This window comes from Lysobacter sp. Hz25, assembly GCF_046097045.1.
Lineage (GTDB): Bacteria > Pseudomonadota > Gammaproteobacteria > Xanthomonadales > Xanthomonadaceae > Lysobacter > Lysobacter antibioticus_B.
Map to the genome: position 1 here is coordinate 95,855 of NZ_CP175666.1, position 19,489 is coordinate 115,343.

General features: G+C 68.4%; 13 protein-coding genes. 9 read left to right on the forward strand and 4 right to left on the reverse strand.

Annotation, left to right across the window (positions count from 1 at the left end):
- Window positions 1-54 precede the first annotated feature (54 nt).
- From ACKN61_RS00425 to folE, 5 genes are all read left to right on the forward strand, one after another.
- A complete protein-coding gene (locus ACKN61_RS00425) occupies window positions 55-3,222 on the forward strand; it encodes an efflux RND transporter permease subunit (RefSeq protein ID WP_408951808.1) in 3,168 nt (1,055 codons plus the stop codon).
- Window positions 3,215-4,666 carry an efflux transporter outer membrane subunit gene (locus tag ACKN61_RS00430; protein ID WP_408951809.1) on the forward strand — a complete coding sequence of 484 codons (1,452 nt, stop codon included), beginning with the start codon at window positions 3,215-3,217 and terminating at the stop codon, window positions 4,664-4,666. The genes ACKN61_RS00425 and ACKN61_RS00430 overlap by 8 nt, the downstream gene beginning before the upstream one ends.
- A 429-nt stretch (window positions 4,667-5,095) precedes the next feature.
- Window positions 5,096-6,778, forward strand: coding sequence for a GGDEF domain-containing protein (locus tag ACKN61_RS00435; protein ID WP_408951810.1), 1,683 nt, complete (start codon window positions 5,096-5,098; stop codon window positions 6,776-6,778).
- 155 nt (window positions 6,779-6,933) lie between these two features.
- Window positions 6,934-7,275, forward strand: coding sequence for a hypothetical protein (locus tag ACKN61_RS00440; protein ID WP_408951811.1), 342 nt, complete (start codon window positions 6,934-6,936; stop codon window positions 7,273-7,275).
- A gap of 236 nt (window positions 7,276-7,511) precedes the next feature.
- Complete coding sequence (folE, locus tag ACKN61_RS00445) at window positions 7,512-8,105, forward strand: GTP cyclohydrolase I FolE (RefSeq protein WP_031371805.1); 594 nt, start codon at window positions 7,512-7,514, stop codon at window positions 8,103-8,105.
- Between the two features lie 244 nt (window positions 8,106-8,349).
- On the opposite strand, the gene ACKN61_RS00450 is transcribed toward folE, so the two are convergent.
- Window positions 8,350-9,879: an FAD-dependent oxidoreductase gene (locus ACKN61_RS00450; protein ID WP_408951812.1), complete on the reverse strand. Its 1,530-nt coding sequence runs from the start codon at window positions 9,877-9,879 to the stop codon at window positions 8,350-8,352.
- Between the two features lie 253 nt (window positions 9,880-10,132).
- Window positions 10,133-14,602: a glutamate synthase large subunit gene (gene gltB, locus ACKN61_RS00455; RefSeq protein WP_408951813.1), complete on the reverse strand. Its 4,470-nt coding sequence runs from the start codon at window positions 14,600-14,602 to the stop codon at window positions 10,133-10,135.
- A 513-nt stretch (window positions 14,603-15,115) separates the two neighbouring features.
- Here gltB and ACKN61_RS00460 point away from each other — a divergent pair.
- The 3 genes from ACKN61_RS00460 (at window position 15,116) to ACKN61_RS00470 (ending at window position 17,817) form a co-directional block, all read left to right on the forward strand.
- The gene (locus ACKN61_RS00460; protein ID WP_408951814.1) at window positions 15,116-16,381 is read left to right on the forward strand and encodes a TCR/Tet family MFS transporter; all 1,266 of its coding nucleotides are present in this window, start codon (window positions 15,116-15,118) and stop codon (window positions 16,379-16,381) included.
- A 69-nt stretch (window positions 16,382-16,450) separates the two neighbouring features.
- Window positions 16,451-16,687, forward strand: a complete 237-nt coding sequence (locus ACKN61_RS00465; protein WP_408951815.1) for a hypothetical protein — start codon at window positions 16,451-16,453, stop codon at window positions 16,685-16,687.
- 65 nt (window positions 16,688-16,752) lie between these two features.
- Window positions 16,753-17,817: a DNA topoisomerase IB gene (locus ACKN61_RS00470; RefSeq protein WP_408951816.1), complete on the forward strand. Its 1,065-nt coding sequence runs from the start codon at window positions 16,753-16,755 to the stop codon at window positions 17,815-17,817.
- Window positions 17,818-18,123: 306 nt separating this feature from the next.
- Here ACKN61_RS00470 and ACKN61_RS00475 read toward each other — a convergent pair whose 3' ends face one another.
- Window positions 18,124-18,564, reverse strand: a complete 441-nt coding sequence (locus tag ACKN61_RS00475) for a barstar family protein (RefSeq protein WP_408951817.1) — start codon at window positions 18,562-18,564, stop codon at window positions 18,124-18,126.
- Complete coding sequence (locus tag ACKN61_RS00480) at window positions 18,561-19,040, reverse strand: ribonuclease domain-containing protein (protein WP_408951818.1); 480 nt, start codon at window positions 19,038-19,040, stop codon at window positions 18,561-18,563. The genes ACKN61_RS00475 and ACKN61_RS00480 overlap by 4 nt, the downstream gene beginning before the upstream one ends.
- Window positions 19,041-19,285: 245 nt before the next feature.
- Between ACKN61_RS00480 and ACKN61_RS00485 the strand changes: the two genes are divergently transcribed.
- Complete coding sequence (locus ACKN61_RS00485) at window positions 19,286-19,486, forward strand: KTSC domain-containing protein (protein WP_223619192.1); 201 nt, start codon at window positions 19,286-19,288, stop codon at window positions 19,484-19,486.
- The last annotated feature ends 3 nt before the right edge of the window (window positions 19,487-19,489 follow it).

Here is a 19,489-nt window from a genome sequence, read left to right on the forward strand (position 1 = left end):
CCACGGCGTGGGCCCGGGAATCATGCGGCTCAACGCCGCACCAAGGAATCCGTCATGGACTTTTCCAAATTTTTCATCGATCGGCCGATCTTCGCCGCGGTGTTGTCGATCGTGATCTTCGCCGCCGGCCTGATCGCGATACCGATCCTGCCGATCAGCGAATATCCCGAAGTCATCCCGCCCTCGGTCATGGTGCGCACGGTGTACCCGGGCGCCAACCCGAAGGTCATCGCCGAAACCGTCGCCACGCCGCTTGAAGAAGCGATCAACGGCGTCGAAGACATGATGTACATCAAGTCGGTCGCCGGTTCCGACGGCGTGCTGGCGATCACCGTCACCTTCAAGCCGGGCACCGACCCGGACGACGCGGCGGTGCGCGTGCAGAACCGGGTCAGCCAGGCGCTGGCGCGATTGCCCGAGGACGTGCGCCGGCAAGGCGTGACGACCCAGAAGCAGGCGCCGGTGTTCCTGATGGTGGTGCACCTGACCTCGCCGAACGGCAAGTACGACACCCTGTACCTGCGTAACTACGCCCGTCTGCACGTCAAGGACCAGCTCGCCCGCCTGTCCGGCGTCGGCGATGCGCAGATCTTCGGCGGCGGCGACTACGCCATGCGCGTGTGGCTCGACCCGGACAAGATCGCCTCGCGCGGCCTGACCGCCGGCGACGTGCTGCGCGCGATGCGCGAGCAGAACGTGCAGGTCTCGGCCGGCCAGCTCGGCGCCGACCCGATGCCGAACAGCGACTTCCTCACCCTGATCAACGCCAAGGGCCGCCTGCAAAGCAAGGAAGAGTTCGGCAACATCGTGGTCAAGAGCGGCAGCGACGGCGAAATCGTCCGTCTGTCCGACGTCGCCCGCCTGGAACTGGGCGCCGGCGACTACAGCCTGCGCGCCCAGCTCGACGGCAAGAACGCGGTCGGCATCGGTATCTTCCAGTCGCCGGGCGCGAACGCGCTGCAGATCCAGGAGCAGGTGATCGCCAACATGGATCGCCTGTCCGAGAGCTTCCCGGAGGGCATCAAGTACGAAGCGGTGTACGACACGACCATCTTCGTGCGCGATTCGATCAAGGCGGTGGTCACCACCCTGCTGGAAGCGATCGCGCTGGTGGTGCTGGTGGTGATCCTGTTCCTGCAGACCTGGCGCGCTTCGATCATCCCGCTGCTGGCCGTGCCGGTGTCGGTGGTCGGCACCTTCGCCGCGCTGTATCTGCTCGGTTTCTCGATCAACACCCTGAGCCTGTTCGGCCTGGTGTTGGCGATCGGCATCGTCGTCGACGACGCGATCGTGGTGGTGGAAAACGTCGAACGCAATATCGAAGAAGGCCTGACCCCGCTGGCCGCGGCGCACCAGGCGATGAAGGAAGTGTCCGGCCCGATCGTCGCGATCGCCGTGGTGCTGTGCGCGGTGTTCGTGCCGATGGCCTTCCTGTCGGGGGTGACCGGTCAGTTCTACAAGCAGTTCGCGGTGACCATCGCCATCTCGACGGTGATCTCGGCGATCAACTCGCTGACCCTGTCGCCGGCCCTGGCCGCGCGTCTGCTGCGTCCGCACAGCGCGCCGAAGGATGCGCCGACGCGTCTGATCGACCGCCTGTTCGGCTGGTTGTTCCGTCCGTTCAACCGCTTCTTCGCTTCGAGTTCGCAGAAGTACCAGGGCGCGGTCTCGCGCACGCTGGGCAAGCGCGGCGCGGTGTTCGTGGTGTATGCGGTGCTGTTGGTCGCCACCGGCCTGATGTTCAAGGTCGTGCCGGCCGGCTTCATCCCGCTGCAGGACAAGCTGTACCTGATCGCCGCGGTGAAGCTGCCTGAAGGTTCGTCGATCGCACGCACCGATGCCCTGCTCAAGAAGGTCACCGATGTCGCCGCCAAGGTCGACGGCGTGCAGAACACCATGGCCTTCCCGGGCTTGAACGCGGTGCAGTTCACCAACACGCCCAACACCGGCGTGGCGTTCCTGCCGCTCAAGCCGTTCAGCGAGCGCGACCGGACCGCGGTGGAGATCACCGCCGAGCTCAACCAGAAGATCGCCGGCTTCCAGGAAGGCTTCACCTTCGCCCTGATGCCGCCGCCGATCCTCGGCCTGGGCAACGGCGCGGGCTATCAGTTGTTCATCGAAGACCGCAGCAACCTGGGTTACGGCGCCTTGCAGAACGCGGTCAGTGCGTTCCAGGGCACGATCATGCAGACCCCGGGCATGGGCTATGCGAACACGACCTACCAGGCCAACGTGCCGCAGCTCGACGCCGAAGTCGACCGCGTCAAGGCCAAGGCGCAGGGTGTGCCGCTGACCGATCTGTTCGACACCCTGCAGACCTACCTGGGTTCGGCCTACGTCAACGACTTCAACCAGTTCGGCCGCACCTGGCAGGTGATCGCCCAGGCCGACGGCTCGTTCCGCGACAGCGTCGAGGACATCGCCAACCTGCGCACCCGCAACGACCGCGGCGAAATGGTGCCGATCGGCTCGATGGTGACGGTCAAGCAGACCTTCGGTCCCGACCCGGTGCTGCGCTACAACGGCCACCCGGCCGCCGACATCGCCGGCGACGTCGATCCGCGGGTGATGTCCTCGGCCCAGGCCATGGACGTGGTCAAGGACGTGGCCGCCAAGGTGCTGCCGCACGGCATGGAAATCGAATGGACCGACCTGAGCTACCAGCAGGCCAGCCAGGGCAATGCCGCGTTGATCGTGTTCCCGCTCGCCATCCTGCTCGCCTTCCTGGTGCTGGCGGCGCTGTACGAAAGCTGGACCCTGCCGCTGGCGGTGATCCTGATCGTGCCGATGTGCATGCTGTCGGCCCTGGCCGGCGTGTGGCTCACCGGCGGCGACAACAACGTGTTCGTGCAGGTCGGCCTGGTCGTGCTGATGGGCCTGGCGTGCAAGAACGCGATCCTGATCGTCGAATTCGCCCGCGAACTCGAACTGCAGGGTAAGGGGATCGTGGAGGCCGCTCTGGAAGCCTGCCGCCTGCGCCTGCGTCCGATCGTCATGACCTCGATCGCCTTCATCGCCGGCACCGTGCCGCTGGTGCTGTCGCACGGCGCCGGTGCGGAAATCCGCTCGGTCACCGGCATCACCGTGTTCGCCGGCATGTTGGGCGTGACCCTGTTCGGCCTGTTCCTGACCCCGGTGTTCTACGTCGCCCTGCGCAAGCTGGTCGGCCAGAAGCTGGTGTCGCACGGCGAACACACTCCTCTGGAGAAGATCCATGCGTAAGTTGACCTTTCCCGCCGTGGCCGTGCTGACGCTCGCCTTGGCCGCCTGCGCCGTCGGTCCGGACTATGTCCGGCCGACCCTGGCCACGCCGGACGCGTTCGCCCGCACCGACGCGGCCGCCGCCACCGACGGCAGCGCCGTGGCCGACGCCAATGCCGAGTTCTGGCAGAGCTTCAACGACCCGTTGCTGACGCGGCTGGTCGAGGAGTCGCTGTCGGCCAACCACGACCTGCGCATCGCTCTGGCCAATTACGACCGCGCCAACGCCCTGTTGCGGGGCGCCAAGTTCGACCGTTTCCCGGCCATCACCGGCAGCGCCAGCGGCAGCGAATCGCGTTCGAGCACCGACCAGATGCCGGGCGCGTCGAACTCGGCGCGCGACAACGAGAGCTACAGCGTCCAGGCCAATGCGAGCTGGGAACTCGACCTGTTCGGCCGCGTGCGCCGCAACATCGAGTCCGAGCGCGCCGAAGCCTGGGCCGGCGCGGCCGACCTGCAGGCGATGCAGGTGTCGATCGTCGGCGAAGTGGCGCGCAGCTATGTCGAGCTGCGCGGCCTGCAGGAGCGCCTGCGCGTCGCCCGCGTCAACGCCGACAACCAGAAGGAAACCCTGCGCCTGGTGCAGGCGCGCTTCGACGCCGGCCGCGGCACCGAGTTCGATACCTCGCGTGCCCGTGCCCAGCTCGAAGCGACCCTGGCCCGGGTGCCGAACCTGGAAGCGCAGGTCGCGGTCACCCAGCACCGCCTCGCGGTGCTGACCGGGCAGACCCCGGACGCGCTGATCGCCACCCTCGACGAGGCCTCGGCCTTGCCGGCGCTGCCGTCCAGGTTGGATGCCGGCACCCCGGGCGAGCTGCTGCGCCGTCGTCCCGACGTCGCCGCGGCCGAGCATCGCCTGCACGCCGCTACCGCGCGCATCGGCGTGGCCACCGCCGACCTGTTCCCGCGCTTCACCCTCAGCGGCCTGATCGGTTCGCAGGCGATCGACACCAGCGCCCTGTTCGAACGCGCCAGCGAAACCCGCCTGGTCGCGCTCGGCATCGACTGGTCGTTCCTCGACATCGGCCGCGTGCGCGCGCGCATCAAGGCCGCCGACGCCACTGCCGAAGGCGAGCTCGCCCGCTATCAGCAGAGCGTGTTGCTGGCGCTGGAAGACACCGAGAACGCCCTCGTGCGCTATGCGCGGGCGCGGGTCGAGGACCAGCACCTGGAACGCGCCGCGCTCGACAGCGCCAAGGCCGCCCAACTCGCGCGCGTGCGCTACGAGGCCGGCGCCGCCGACCTGTTCGAAGTGCTCGACGCCGAACGCACCCAACTGCAGGCCCAGGATGCGTTCGCCGACGGCCGCACCCGCAGCGTCACCGGTGCGATCGCGCTGTACAAGGCGATGGCCGGCGGTTGGCCGGGCCGCGAGCCCGTGCGCGAGGGCGTGGCCCAGCGTTGATGGTTCCCCTTGACCGACGATAAAACGGGCGCGGCGGGGCTCCCTTCCCCTCTCATTCGCCGCGACCCGTCGTCGGTCTTTTTATTCGCTCCAGCCGGTCGTGCGACCGGCTGGAGTTTCCGTATCGGTTGCCGACGCTCTAGCGTGGCATAGCGGCTCTGGCGGAGACCGGAGCGGACCCCCCAGCTCGTCGTCCCCGCGCAGGCGGGGATCCAGAGACCTCAGAGTTCTGTCGCGATAGAGCCCTGGATCCCCGCCTTCGCGGGGATGACGGAACGGCGGGCGCGGCACTTCTACGCCGATCCTGCGCCCCATCGCGGCCAAGGCTGCGCATCCGATGCCGGTCCCATGAGGTTTCCGCGGGCCATGCCGACCCACGCCGACTCGGGCTAGACTGCGCAGCTTCATGGTTCGGGAGCGGATCCGGGTATGCGCATAGGCCTGTGGGCGCTGCTGATCGCGTTGGCCTGCGCCTGTCTGCCGGCCGCCGCGCAATCGTTGAAGGTCGAGGTCCTGCTGACCGATACCGACCTGCAGGCGCCGCCGGTCGGCGCCCCGGTGATCCGCCAACTGGTCGCCGAACGGCCCGAAGAATCGATCCGTTTCAGCCTGCCGCGCCGCAACGAGGGCTATTGGCTGCGCCTGACCAGCCAGCGCGCGATCGGCAAGTACGAAGGCCAGTTGCTGGTCCTGCGCGGTCCGCGCGCGATGGGCCCCTTGCTGTATTACCCGCCCGGTGCCGGTCCGCGCGAAGTCGAGGACGCCGAACACGGCGGCGTGCCGCTGATGCGCCGCGGCTGGGTGCTGGCCCTGCCGAACGGCTGGCCGCCGTCCTCGGTGGCCTATCTGCGCATCAAGGGGCGCGCGGCGATGAGCGAGATCCGCCTGTCGTTCGCCAGCATCCCCGAGCTGGCTCGGCAGGAGCGCGGCGACGCCCGCTTCATGGCCGCGGCCTTCACCGCGATGATGTTGATGGCGGTGGCGATGGTCGGCGTGTGGGTCGCGTTCCGCGACTTCGTCTATCTCGGCTACGGCGCCTACCTGGCCTGCATCGCGACCTATCTGTTGTTGTTGTCCGGCGACGCCTCGGAGATGTGGGGGCTGGCCGGGCTGGCCAGCGAACCGGCGATCGGCTGGGCGCTGGCGACCCTGGCGACGATCTTCCAGCTCGGTTTCAGCCTGCGCTTCCTCGACCTGCCGCGGCTGATGCCGCGCACCGCCTGGGTGCTGCGCGCGATCCAGTGGGCCAACATGTTCTGGCTGCTGGTGCTGGTGATCATGCGCGAGCATTCCTACGGCTGGTGGTACATCGGCGGCAACCTGCTGCTGCTGCTCGGCGTGCCGCTGATGCTGGTGATCGCGGTCGCGGCCTGGCGCAAGGGCGCGCCCTACGCAGGCTATTACCTGCTCGGCTGGACCCCGATGCTGGTGTTCGCCGCCGCGCTCGCCGCGAATGCGCTCGGCCTGCGCGACGCCGAATGGGCCGAACGCGGCCTGGCCCTGACCGCGGTGCTGGAGTCGGCGGTGCTCGCCCTGGCCCTGAGCCAGCACGCCGCCAACCGCCACCGCATCCTGCTGCTGGCGCGCCAGTCGGTCGAACGCGACCCGCTGACCGGCGCGCTCAACGCCCAGGTGCTGGAACAGATGCTCGAGGCCTGGTCTTCGCCGGGCAGCCTGAACGTGAATACCTACGGCTTGTTGCTGGTCGACCTGGACGGCTTCGGCGAGGTCAATGCGCGCTACGGCCGCGCGGTCGGCGACGCCCTGCTGCAGCAGGCCCTGGCGCGCATGCGCGGGGTGTTGCGGCCCGACGACACCATCGCTCGCATGGCCGGCGATTGCTTCGGCATCGTCAGCGAATGCGAACGGGTCGAATGCGAACTGTTGGCGCGTCGCCTGGCCGACACCTTCGCCCAGCGTCCGTTCCGCATCGACGGCCACGAAATCACCATGAGCGTGAGCATCGGCCTGGCGATCTCGCAGCGCGGCGAGCAAGTCGCCGAACTGTTCGAGCGCGTGCGCCAGGCCTTGCGCAGCGCCACCGTCGCCGGCCGCAACGCGGTCAGCGTCGCCCAGGGGCGCGACCTCGCGACGGCTTTGCCGGCGGAGTGATTTCGCCCTCACGCGGCGCTGACGGTGCTGAGCCGGGCGCCACCGTTCGCTGAATTTCGGCGCCGTTACTCGCGATCTTCACCTGCATTGCATGGATCAGGGCCTAGCTTGGTGGTCAAGGACGCGTGTGGCGTTCCTGGGATCCGATGGCGGCCATGAAACATCTCGACGCGAAGGAGGTCGGTTCGGCGGTGGCCGAGGCGATCGACCCCGGCGAATACCGCGAGCACTTCCACCGCGAGTACCGCTTCGCCGCGTACTACAGCGCCGGACGCGAATGGCCCGACTACGAACCCGCTTACCGTTACGGCTACGACACTTATCTGGAGCGCGGCGGGCGCCGCTTCGAAGAGGTCGAGGACGAACTGGGACGCGAATGGCACCGGCACCGCGCCAGCTCGCGCCTGCATTGGACCGAAGCGCGCGAGGCGGTGCGCGACGGATGGCATCACATCGAGCGCAACTTGCCGCACGCACTCGACCGGTCGCTGCGCTGACGGCTCGCGCGATGACCACCGCTCCCTAGGCGCTCTCCCCCGGGGAGTCTACTGGTCGCCCCTCCGGGCGACCTTTTTTTTGCCGGCCGTGGCGGTTCGCGGCGGGTTGCGGGAACGCGGCCCGCTGCGGTCCGGCGAGGCCGTCGCCGCCACGGCAACCTGGCGTTCCGCCCGCGCACTCGGCGTGCGCGGCGCGGTGGAGTAGGATGCCCCTCCCACATGCAAGAGGCCGGACCATGGCCGACAACGACAGCAAGCCGTCCCGCGAACAGGCCGAAGCCGCCGTCCGCACCCTGCTGAGCTGGGCCGGCGAAGATCCCGCCCGCGAAGGCCTGCTCGACACGCCCAAGCGCGTGGTCGAGGCCTACGGCGACTGGTTCAGCGGTTACGGCGACGATCCGCGCGAATACCTGGCCCGCACTTTCGAGGAAGTGGCCGGTTACGACGAAATGATCGTGCTGCGCGACATCGAGTTCGAGAGCCATTGCGAGCACCATATGGCGCCGATCATCGGCAAGGCCCATGTCGGTTACCTGCCGAGCGGCAAGGTCGTCGGCATCAGCAAGCTGGCCCGCGTGGTCGAGACCTATGCGCGCCGTTTCCAGGTCCAGGAAAAGATGACTGCGCAGATCGCCCAGTCGATCCAGGACGTGTTGCAGCCGCTCGGCGTCGGCGTGGTCATCGAAGGCGCGCACGAGTGCATGACCACCCGCGGCGTGCACAAGCGCGGCGTCAGCATGATCACCTCGAAGATGCTCGGCATGTTCCGCGACGACGCCCGCACCCGCGCCGAGTTCCTGCGCTTCATCGACGTCGGCCCGGGCCGCTGAGTAGCGACACTCGTTGATGCGTTGCCCGAGTCCGGATTCGCAGCGAATCCGCACAGCCGTCATCCCCGCGAAGGCGGGGATCCAGCTCTTTTCGGGCGAGAACGGTCGAGGTCTTTGGACCCCCGCCTTCGCGGGGATGACGAGCTGAGGCACTGCGGTCTGCGCTTCATCGCAGCCCCTCACCCCCTTCGAGCCCCTCTCTCGTTGACGGGAGAGGGGTTGGGTGAGGGCGCGACAGCCGCGCTCAGCCCACCCGGGCGAGCTGCTCGTCCTGCGCCGCCACCGGCGCCTGCGCGCTCAACAGCGACACGATGCCCGCCGCCGCCTCGCGGCCTTCGAACGCCGCCGTCACCACCAGGTCGGCGCCGCGCACGGCGTCGCCGCCGGCGAATACCTTCGGATTGGTCGTCTGATACGGCAGCCCGGCCGCGGTCTTGCGCCGCGTCGCGCAGCTTTCGCTGGTCGCCAGCACCTTGATGCGGCCGTTGTCGGTCAACTCGATGCCCTGCTGCGCCAGCCAGGCCGGCGGATCGGGCTGGAAGCCGAATGCGATGATGACCACGTCGGCCTCGAGCACCGATTCGCTGCCCTCGACCACTTCGGCGCGTTGACGGCCGCGCGCATCGGGTGCGCCCAGGCGGGTTTCGGCCACCCGCACGGCATTGACCGCGGTGCCGTCGCCGAGCAGCTCCAGCGGCTGGCGATTGAACAGGAACTCGACGCCTTCCTCGCGCGCGTTGCCGACTTCGCGCGCTGAGCCGGGCATGTTGGCCTCGTCGCGCCGGTACACGCAGCGCACCTGCGCCGCGCCCATGCGCACCGCGCTGCGCACGCAGTCCATGCCGGTGTCGCCGCCGCCGAGCACGACCACGCGCTTGCCGCGCAGGTCGGGCAGTTCGAGCTGGTCTTCCCAGCCGGCGATCGGTTGCGAACGCACGGTTTCGCCTTCGGAGTGCACGACGCGGCCGTTCTGGACCAGGAACGGCAGCGCCGGCAGGACGTTGCGCAGGTCCTGGCCGGGCAGGCCGCCGTCGGTGTAGCGGTACGAGCCCAGGCCCAGGAACACGGCGTCGAATTGGGCGATGAGTTCGTCCAGGCTCAGGTCGCGGCCGATCTCGACGCCGAGCCTGAACTGCACGCCCATGCCTTCGAGCACTTCGCGGCGTTGGCGCATCACCGACTTTTCCAGCTTGAAGCTCGGGATGCCGAAGTGCAGCAACCCGCCGATGTCTTCGTAGCGGTCGAACACCACCGCCTGGATGCCGGCGCGGGCCAGGCGGTCGGCGCAGGACAACCCGGCCGGGCCGGCGCCGACGATGGCGACGCGCCGGCCGTTGGGCTTCACCGCCGACAGGTCGGGGCGCCAGCCGCTGGCGAGGGCGCTGTCGACGATGTACTTCTCGACCGCGCCGATGGTGACCGCGCCGAAACCGTCGTTGAGGGTGCAGCTGCCTTCGCACAGACGATCCTGCGGACAGACGCGGCCGCAGATTTCGGGCAGGGGATTGGTCTCGTGGCACAACGCCGCGGCTTCGTGGACGCGGCCTTCGCGCGCCAGTTCGAGCCAGTTCGGAATGTAGTTGTGCAGCGGGCAGGCCCAACCGCAGTAGGGATTGCCGCAATCGAGGCAACGGCCGGCCTGCTTCTTGGCTTCGGCTTCGGCGAAGCGGCCGTACAGCTCGCCCCAGTCGCCGTCCAGGCGCAGTTGCAGCGGGATGCGCGTGGGCATCTCGCGCGAGGCATCACGGAATTGGAAGACGGACTTCTTGCTCATGAGTGGCGGCCCCGTTGGCTGCGTTGTCGTGGCGTCGTGGCTGGGGCTGCAAAAGAAAGATCAGAAGCAAATCCCCCTCGGCCCCCCTTTTTCAAAGGGGGGAGGAGTACCCGTTTGTCATGATGGAGGTGCGCCGACGCGGGATGTTCGCGCGACCCGTACGGCACTGACTGATGTTCCACCGCCGTTCCCCCCTTTGCAAAAGGGGGGAAGGGGGGATTTGCTGTTGCCGTCGTAAGCATCGAGGAAAGACTCACGCCGCACTCCTCAAGGTTTCGGCCAGCGACTCCAGGCTCGCCGCCTTCGGCTTGACCAGCCAGAACTTGCCCATGTAGTCGCGCATCTCGTCGAGGATGCGGCGCGCCCAGGCGCTGCCGGTCAGGGCGACGTGGGTCTCGAGCAGGTCGTGCAGGTGCGAGCGGTGATGCTCGAAGCCGTCGGCGGAAATGCGCAGGATGTCGATCAGCTCGTGGTTGTAGCGGTCGACGAAGTCGCGCTCGGTGTCGAGCACGTAGGCCATGCCGCCGGTGAAGCCGGCGCCGAAGTTCAGGCCGGTGCGGCCGAGCACCGCGACCACGCCGCCGGTCATGTACTCGCAGCAGTGATCGCCGGCGCCTTCGACCACCGCGGTCGCGCCGGAGTTGCGCACGCCGAAGCGTTCGCCGGCGCGGCCGGCCGCATACAGCTCGCCGCCCGTGGCGCCGTACAGACAGGTGTTGCCGAGGATCGGCGTCTCGTGGGCGACGTAGCGCGCGCCGCTCGGCGGGCGCAGGACGATGCGGCCGCCGGCCATGCCCTTGCCGACGTAGTCGTTGGCTTCGCCCGACAGCTCGAAGTGCAAGCCGCCGGCCTGGAAGGCGCCGAAGCTCTGGCCGGCAGTGCCGCTGAAACGCAGGGTCAACGGCGCATCGCTCATGCCGCGGTCGCCGTGCAGGCGGGCGATGCGTCCGGACAAACGCGCGCCGATGCTGCGGTCGGTGTTGCGGATCTTGTAGCTGTACTCGCCGCCGGACTTGTTCGCGATGGCGTCGGCCAGCTCGCTTTCGAGCTGGGCCGACAGACCGTCGGGCGCGTCCGGCGGCGCCGGCGCGCCGCAATGGCCGCCGTGGGCGAGGCCGGTGCCGGCGAGCAGCGGCGCCAGATCCAGGCGTTGCTGGCGCGCACTGTCGCCTTGGCTCTGCCGCAGCAGATCGGTGCGGCCGACGATTTCGCCGAGCGTGCGCACGCCGAGCGAGGCCAGCCAGTGCCGCACTTCCTCGGCGAGCAGGCGGAAGAAGTTCTCCACGCGTTCGGGCAGGCCGGTGAAGTGGTCGCGGCGCAGACCGGCGTCCTGGGTCGCCACGCCGGTCGCGCAGTTGTTGAGGTGGCAGATGCGCAGGTACTTGCAGCCCAGGGCGATCATCGGCGCGGTGCCGAAGCCGAAGCTCTCGGCGCCGAGCAAGGCGGCTTTGACCACGTCGAGGCCGCTCTTGAGGCCGCCGTCGGTCTGCAGGATCACCCGGTCGCGCAGGTCGTTGGCGACCAGGGCCTGGCGCGCTTCGGCCAGGCCCAGCTCCCACGGCGTGCCGGCGTAGCGGATCGACGACAGCGGGCTGGCGCCGGTGCCGCCGTCGTGGCCCGATACGGTGACCAGGTCGGCGCCGGCCTTGACCACGCCGGTGGCGATGGTGCCGACACCGGCATGCGAGACCAGCTTGACCGAGATCAGCGCCTGCGGATTGACCTGGCGCAAATCGTGAATGAGCTGCGCCAAGTCTTCGATCGAATAGATGTCGTGATGCGGCGGCGGCGAGATCAGGCCGATGCCGGGCATCGCATAGCGCAACCGCGCGATCAGCTCGTTGACTTTGTGGCCCGGCAACTGGCCGCCTTCGCCGGGCTTGGCGCCCTGCGCGACCTTGATCTGCAGCACTTCGGCGTTGACCAGGTATTCCGGGGTCACGCCGAACCGGCCCGAGGCGATCTGCTTGATCTTGGAGACCTTGTCGGTGCCGTAGCGTGCCGGGTCTTCGCCGCCTTCGCCCGAATTCGAGCGCCCGCCGAGGCGGTTCATCGCGATCGCCAGCGCTTCGTGCGCTTCCGGCGACAACGCGCCCAGGCTCATCGCCGCCGAATCGAAACGGCGCACGATGGCTTCGACCGGCTCGACCTCCTCCAGCGGGATCGCGGCGGCGGTGTCGCTGTTGAGTTCGAGCAAGTCGCGCAGGGCCGCGGTCGGGCGTTCGTTGACCGCTTCGGCGTAGTGCTGCCAATCGGCCCAGTCGCCGCTGCCGACCGCGCGCTGCAGGCGGGTGACCACGTCGGGATTGAACAGATGGTATTCGCCGCCCGGGGTGTACTTCAGCAGGCCGCCGATCTCGGGCAGGCGGTTGGCGTCCCAGCCGAGGTCGGCCAGGGTCTGGTTGTCTTCCTGCAGCAGGTCGAAGCCGGCGCCGCTGATGCGCGAGGGCGTGCCGGCGAAACACAGCTCGACCACTTCACGGTCCAGGCCGATGATTTCGAACAACTGCGCGCCGCGGTAGCTGCCGATGGTCGCGATGCCCATCTTCGAGATGATCTTGAGCAGGCCCTTCTTGATCGCGCGGCGGTAGCTGCGGCCGATCTGCGCGACCTCGCCGTGCTTGGTGCGCAGGATGCCGCGCGCGCCCAGATCGTGCAGGGTCTGGTAAGCCAGGTAGGGATACACCGCGGTCGCGCCGAAGCCGATCAGGCAGGCGAAATGGTGCGGATCGCGCGCGGTGCCGGTCTCGATGATCAGGTTGGCTTCGCAGCGCAGGCCCACCCGCACCAGGTGCTGATGGATCGCGCCGGTCGCCAGCAGCGCATGCATCATCAGGCATTCGCGGCGCGGGCGGCGGTCGCTGATGATCAGCAGCACGATGCCGTCGCGGGTGGCTTCCTCGGCTTCCAGGCACAGGCGCTGGATCGCCGCCTTCAGGCCTTCCTCGGCGCTGTAATTCAAATCGATGTAGCGGTGCGACTGGTCGTACGGCGCCATCGACAGCAACTGGCGCAGCTTGCGTTGCGCGAGCACCGGCGAGTTCAGGTGGATGTGGCCGACGTTGCCGGGGCCGTCGACGAAGACGTTGCCCTCGCGCCCGATCTGGGTCGCCAGCGACATCACGCAGTCCTCGCGCAACGGGTCCATCGGCGGGTTGGTGACCTGGGCGAAGGCCTGGCGGAAGTGGTCGTAGAGCGAGCGCACTTGTTGCGAGAGCACTGCCATCGGCACGTCGTCGCCCATCGAGCCGGTCGCTTCCTGCTCGATCTCGGCGAGCGGGCGCAGCACTTGCTCGCGTTCTTCGCGGGTCAGCTGGAACAGCTTCTGGAAGCCGGCCAGGGTGTCGTGGTCGAAGGGTTCGGCGGTCAGGTTGGGGTCGATCAACTCGCTGTGCAGGTAGGTCATGCCCTGCTTGAGCCAACGCTTGTACGGCGCGCGCGCGCGGTTGATGCGGTCGATCGCCTCGGAGTCGAGCAATTCGCCCTGGTAGAGATCGGCGGCGATCATCTCGCCCGGGCCGAGCTTGCCCTTGGCCTCGATTTCCTCGACCGGCAGTTCCCACACGCCGGCTTCCGAGGCGATCAGGAAGTGGCGGTCGCGCGAACGCAGCCAGCGCGCCGGGCGCAGGCCGTTGCGGTCGAGGGTGCAGGCGGCGTAACGGCCGTCGCAGGTGACGATGCCGGCCGGGCCGTCCCACGGTTCGGTGTTGAGCGCGTAGTACTCGTAGAACGCGGCGAGGTCGGCGTCCTTGTATTCCAGCGACTGGGTGGCCGGCGGAATCAGGATGCGCATGGCCTTGAGCAGGTCCATGCCGCCGGCCTGCAGCACCTCGAGCATGTTGTCGAGGCTCTGCGAATCGGAGCCGTCGGTGCCGACCACCTGGTCGAACTCGCGCAGGTCCAGCACCGGCGTGCGCCAGGCGTGCGCGCGCGCCTGCGCCCAGGCGCGATTGCCGGCGATGGTATTGATCTCGCCGTTGTGGGCGAGCAGGCGGAACGGCTGCGCCAGCGGCCAGCGCGGCGTGGTATTGGTGGAGAAACGCTGGTGGAACACGACCGCGCTCGCGGCCAGTTCGGGGCGTTGCAGATCCGGATACAGCTGCATCAGCCGGTCCGGCAGCACCATGCCCTTGTAGCCGATGCTGGCCGAGGACAGGCTGACCACGTAGAAGTCCTGGAAGGCCTCGGCATCGGTCTGGCGCAGGCGCTGTTCGGCGCGGCGGCGCGCCAGGAACAACGAGCGCTGGAACCCGGCCGGGTCGAACGGCGCGGCGGCGTCGACGAAGATCTGCTCGATGCGCGGCATGGTCTGGCGGGCGAGTTCGCCGCAGGCCGCGACATCGACCGGCACCACGCGCCAGCCGGTCACGCGCATGCCTTCGCTGCGCAGGGTTTCGTTGAGTACGTCGCGGGCCTGGGCGGCCAGCGCGGTGTCGCGCGGCAGGAACACCAGGCCGGAAGCGAAATGCGGGCCCGGGCGGATGTTGGCCTCGCGGGCGATCAGGCGCAGGAAGGCGTCGGGATGGCGGATCAGCAAGCCACAACCGTCGCCGCTGAGCCCGTCGGCGGCGACGCCGCCGCGGTGGGTCATGCGCGAGAGCGCCTCGAGGGCGCGGTCGACCAAGGCGCGGCTAGGGCGATCGTCGAGTTGCGCGATCAGTCCGAAACCGCAGCTGTCCCGCTCGTCGCGGGGGTCGTACAGACTTTGTTGCCTGGCTTGCATCGCATCTCCGGACCGGTGGGGTGTTCCGTGGATCGCTAGCTCGCTATCGCTTTACGTTGTGGTCTGACCGGGTCCTTGCATCGTTGTTCTAAAACTGGTCCCTGGAGGCGGTTCCCCAACGCGAAGCGACGTTCGCGATATCGATTGGTTGGCTTGGCGGTGTTGCTGGAGGATCTTGAGGTCACTGTTACGCGCAGGGCGCATCCGCCACTGGCGCGGGACTCGTCCCGCACCGGCAGTGTCAAAACCGAGCGTGTTTCGACTAAAGCACAAATTGTGCGATGCGGCAATTCACCCATGGACGCGGAATTTGCCCTGCTTACACGCGCACGGAACTGTGAGCGCGCGCGCTCACAAGAGATTTTGTAAGCCAATGATCTCGATGGGAAAATTCTCGATTCGCCGGGCAATTAGTAACGTAAGAAACCATCGCGCGGTGACAAACGACCCTGCCGCACACTCGCCTGCGCGCTAGACTGCGCCACTCGCAAGCCTTCCGCCCCTTTGGCATTCATGACTCCTCCCATCGCTCCTGCTTCGGGCGCGCGTCGTGCTGCGCTCGTCTTCATCTTCATCACCGTGCTGATCGACGTGCTGTCGTTCGGCCTGATCATTCCGGTGCTGCCGCACCTGATCGAGGACTTCGTCGGCGGCGACACCGCCAAGGCGGCCTATTGGGTCGGTCTGTTCGGCACCGTGTTCGCGCTGATCCAGTTCGTGTTCTCGCCGATCCAGGGCAGCCTGTCGGATCGCTACGGCCGGCGCCCGGTGATCCTGATCTCCTGCCTGGGTCTGGGCCTGGACTTCATCCTGATGGCGGTGGCCAACACCCTGCCGTTGCTGCTGATCGGTCGCATCATCTCGGGCATCACCGCGGCCAGCTTCACCACCGCCAACGCCTACGTCGCCGACGTCACCCTGCCGGAACAGCGCGCCAAGAGTTTCGGCATGATCGGTGCCGCGTTCGGCGTCGGTTTCGTGATCGGCCCGGTGATCGGCAGCCAGCTCGGCGCGATCGACATGCGCCTGCCGTTCTGGTTCGCCGCCGGCCTGGCCCTGCTGAACTTCTTCTACGGCTGGTTCGTGCTGCCCGAATCGCTGCCGCCGGAGAAGCGCACCGCGCGCTTCGACTGGGCTCACGCCAATCCGTTCGGCTCGCTGATGCTGCTCAAGCGTTACCCGCAGGTATTCGGCCTGGCCGCAGTGGTGTTCATCGCCAACATGGCCCACTACGTTTACCCGAGCATCTTCGTGCTGTTCGCCGGTTATCAATACCAGTGGGGCCTGGACAAAGTCGGCTGGGTGCTGGCGGTGGTCGGCGTGTTCAACATCATCGTCAACGTCGTCTTGATCGGCCGCGTCGTCGCCTGGATCGGCGAGCGCCGCACCCTGCTGTTCGGCCTGGCCTGCGGCGTGATCGGCTTCATCGTCTACGGCAGCGCCGACACCGGCCTGATCTTCCTGCTCGGCCTGCCGATCAGCGCCTTGTGGGCGATGGCGGCGCCGGCGACCCAGGCCTTGGTCACGCGTCAGGTCGGCGCCCACGAGCAGGGCCGCATCCAGGGCGCGCTGATGAGCCTGGTCAGCCTGGCCGGCGTGATCGGGCCGGCGATCTTCGCCAGCAGCTTCGGTTACTTCATCGGCAAGTCGGCGCCGATCCACCTGCCGGGCGCGCCGTGGTACATCGCCGCCGCCTTGCTCGGCATCGGCCTGCTGATCGCCTGGCGCTATGCGCGCGTGCCGGCCGCGGCCCCGGCCGCAGCCGATGCCGTGGCCTGAACCAATGACACTGGCGGGCCCTCGCCGCATCGGCGAAGGTCGGCGGCGACATCCCGACAGGAGCCTTGCATGCGTGTAATCACCGGCCTCGCCGTTCTGACCGCCGCCGTCATGCTCGGCGCCTGCAGCGGCGTCGAATATCGCGACACCAACGCCGCGGTCGATGCGCGCCCCGAATGCGCGAGCGGCCCGACGCGTCCCGGCGAGACCCCGCCGGCCTGGTGCGAGCGCAAGCTCGAAGCGAAGTGGGATTCGCAAGGCGCCTCGGAAAAGGTCGACTTCAAGAAAAAGGACGACGAGCGCTGAACCGCGCGCCGTCGCGCCGCGGCTTCTTGGCGCGGCCTTGACGGCCGGCCCCGTATTGCTGGGGCATGAGCGAGCGCGCGCCTTCGGCTGCGGTCAATCGCCGCGCCGCGCGCGCGGCCGGTTTGCGTTACGTCAACGACGGCGAACCCGGCATCGTGCGCCGGCGTGCCGGGCGCGGCTTCGCTTATCGCGATGCGCGCGGCCGCGCGGTGCAGGCGGCGAAGACCCTCGAACGCATCCGCGCGCTGGCGGTGCCGCCGGCCTATACCGAGGTCTGGATCTGCGCCGACGCGCGCGGCCACATCCAGGCGACCGGCCGCGATGCGCGCGGGCGCAAGCAATACCGGTATCACCCGCAATGGCGGCAGCGCCGCGACGAAGGCAAGTTCGATCGCGTGATCGCGTTCGGGCGCGCGCTGCCGGCGTTGCGTCGCTGTGTGCGCCGCGATCTGAAGCTGGCGGGCTTCCCGCGCGACAAGGTGCTGGCCATCGTGGTGGCGGTGATGGCCGAGACTCTGCTGCGCATCGGCAACTCCGAGTACGCGCGCAGCAACCGCTCGTTCGGCCTGACCACCTTGCGCAACCGTCACGTCGAATTCTTGCGCGACGGCCGCGCGCGTTTCCGCTTTCGCGGCAAGAGCGGGCAGGCGCAGGAGGTCGAACTCGACAACGCCAAATTGACCCGGCTGGTGCGGCGTTGCCAGCAACTGCCGGGGCAGGCCCTGTTCCAATACCGTGATGACGACGGCCGTTTGCAGCCGATCGATTCCGGCGCGGTCAACGACTATCTGCAACGCGCCATGGGCAACGACTTCAGCGCCAAGGACTTCCGCACCTGGGGCGGCACCCTGGGCGCGTTCCGGCGTCTGGCCGAACTGCCCTTGCCGGAACCCGCGCGCGGCGGCGAGCCGAGCGAACGCGCCCTGGCCTCGGCGCAGAATGCGGTCATCGGCGAGGTCGCACAGGCCTTGCGCAACACCCCGTCGGTCTGTCGCAAGGCCTACATCGACCCGGCCGTGTTCGTGGGTTGGCGCGAAGGCCGGCTGGCGCGTTATGCCGAAGGCGCCCGCGGCGAACTGCAGTGGGAGCGCGCGGCGTTGCGATTCCTGAAGCAGGCGCGGCGCGGCTGATATCGCGGCCCTAAAGGGTAGGAGCGGCGTCCCACAGGGATTTCCTTTGGTCACGAGCCGCGACCGCGGACCTGCGGCCGGCAACGTTCGTACGAGCGACGGCGTGGTCGCGGCTCGCGCCGCTCCTACAGGAGGCAGGTCACGCAACACGCAGATCGCGACGCAACCAAGGGGTAGGAGCGGCGCAAGCCGCGACCGCGGACCTGCGGCCAGCGACGTTCGTACGGGCGACGGCGTGGTCGCGGCTTGCGCCGCTCCTACTCCAAAGCAGTGATGTCGCCGGAAGCCGGCGGCATCAGGATTCGCTCACGGTGCCATCTGTTCGAGCTCGGCCTGCGGCAGCGGCAGCAGCGCCCAGAACGCGATGCGCGACTTCGCCCAGTCCTGGGCGGCGTCGTTGAGGATCTCGACCAGGGTCGCGGCGTCCTCGCCGTGTTCGGCCTGCCAGGGGCCGGCGTGTTCGATCAACAGCAGATAGCCCGGCGCCGGCCACCACGACAAGTCGTTGACGCAGTCGTTGAGCGCGTCCCAGTTGTGGCCGAACCAGGCCGGGAAACGCAGGCCCGCGGCAATGCGGGTCAGCGCATCGTCCTTGTCGGCGCAGCCGGCGAAATCGACGCGGGCGACCGCGAACTCGAGCTCGGCCGCGGCATCGGCCAGCGCGCGCGCGTCGCGTGCGTCGATGAAGTAAGCGCCGGCCTGGGCCGGATCGGCGAGCAACTCGCGCGGATCGATCGAGCCGCTCATCGTGCGCCTCCGTCGGCGCGCACGTCGAAGCGGGTGAAGCTGCGGTAGTGATCGCCGGTGTAGTAGTACTCCGACGGCGGATCGCCGCCGGTGACGATGCGGCGTGCGCCGCGGTCGTCGGAACGCGGCGTTTCGACCGTATACTCGCGGTAATAGCCGCGCGGTTGCCGCGGTAGGCGTTGCTCGCGGTTCTGGAACACGCCGCCGTCCTGGCGATGCGCGAACGGGCCGCCCGCGGCGATGCGGCGCAAGGTGTCGTTCGCTTCCGGCGGCAGTGCGATCGAGGCGATCGGCGGGGTTTCGTCGTGGCCGCGTCCGACGGTATCGCGGCCGGTGTCATCGCGCATGGCCGGTTGCGACTGCGTCACCGGTGCGTGCGCGGGAACGGCAGGTTGCGGTGCCTGCATGCCGCGCTGGCTCCAGACCCACAGGCCGATCAAGACCACGGCGGCGATCAGCCAGAGATTACGGCGCATCGGAGACTCCTGGCGGATAACACCGGCAGTTTAGGCCATGAGACGTAGCTGCGCTTGCAGCTTTCGACCCGCGCCGCCGCCGGTCCTGGCGACCGCTTGGTCGCTGAATTATCCCTCGCGCTGCGCCCCGTCGCGGGCCCTGCGACGGGGTCGTGGTCTCATAGAGGGGTTCGAACGGCGCGCTCGATTCGTCGCCTTCCGCGGCACCGGGCGATCCACCACACACCCGCAAGGAGATGCATGCAATGGAGATGATCCGTGTTTCTTCCTCGGCCATCGAGGCGATCGGCTACGACCATGCGACCGGGCTGCTGAGGATCCGCTTCGTCGAGGGCCAGGACTACGATTTTCACGGCGTGCCCGAGAGCGTGAACCTGGGCCTGATCGCGGCCACCTCGAAAGGCGGGTACTACCACGCCCACATCCGCGACCACTACTCCAGCTGAGTG

What these genes read in the sequence shown, in the direction of transcription:
- ACKN61_RS00460 (WP_408951814.1), top strand. Translation starts at nt 15,116, where the DNA reads ATGACTCCTCCCATCGCTCCTGCTTCGGGCGCGCGTCGTGCTGCGCTC.
- ACKN61_RS00480 (WP_408951818.1), bottom strand. Translation starts at nt 19,040, where the DNA reads ATGCGCCGTAATCTCTGGCTGATCGCCGCCGTGGTCTTGATCGGCCTG.
- ACKN61_RS00465 (WP_408951815.1), top strand. Translation starts at nt 16,451, where the DNA reads ATGCGTGTAATCACCGGCCTCGCCGTTCTGACCGCCGCCGTCATGCTC.
- ACKN61_RS00435 (WP_408951810.1), top strand. Translation starts at nt 5,096, where the DNA reads ATGCGCATAGGCCTGTGGGCGCTGCTGATCGCGTTGGCCTGCGCCTGT.
- ACKN61_RS00430 (WP_408951809.1), top strand. Translation starts at nt 3,215, where the DNA reads ATGCGTAAGTTGACCTTTCCCGCCGTGGCCGTGCTGACGCTCGCCTTG.
- gltB (WP_408951813.1), bottom strand. Translation starts at nt 14,602, where the DNA reads ATGCAAGCCAGGCAACAAAGTCTGTACGACCCCCGCGACGAGCGGGAC.
- ACKN61_RS00485 (WP_223619192.1), top strand. Translation starts at nt 19,286, where the DNA reads ATGGAGATGATCCGTGTTTCTTCCTCGGCCATCGAGGCGATCGGCTAC.
- ACKN61_RS00450 (WP_408951812.1), bottom strand. Translation starts at nt 9,879, where the DNA reads ATGAGCAAGAAGTCCGTCTTCCAATTCCGTGATGCCTCGCGCGAGATG.
- ACKN61_RS00440 (WP_408951811.1), top strand. Translation starts at nt 6,934, where the DNA reads ATGAAACATCTCGACGCGAAGGAGGTCGGTTCGGCGGTGGCCGAGGCG.
- ACKN61_RS00425 (WP_408951808.1), top strand. Translation starts at nt 55, where the DNA reads ATGGACTTTTCCAAATTTTTCATCGATCGGCCGATCTTCGCCGCGGTG.
- folE (WP_031371805.1), top strand. Translation starts at nt 7,512, where the DNA reads ATGGCCGACAACGACAGCAAGCCGTCCCGCGAACAGGCCGAAGCCGCC.
- ACKN61_RS00470 (WP_408951816.1), top strand. Translation starts at nt 16,753, where the DNA reads ATGAGCGAGCGCGCGCCTTCGGCTGCGGTCAATCGCCGCGCCGCGCGC.
- ACKN61_RS00475 (WP_408951817.1), bottom strand. Translation starts at nt 18,564, where the DNA reads ATGAGCGGCTCGATCGATCCGCGCGAGTTGCTCGCCGATCCGGCCCAG.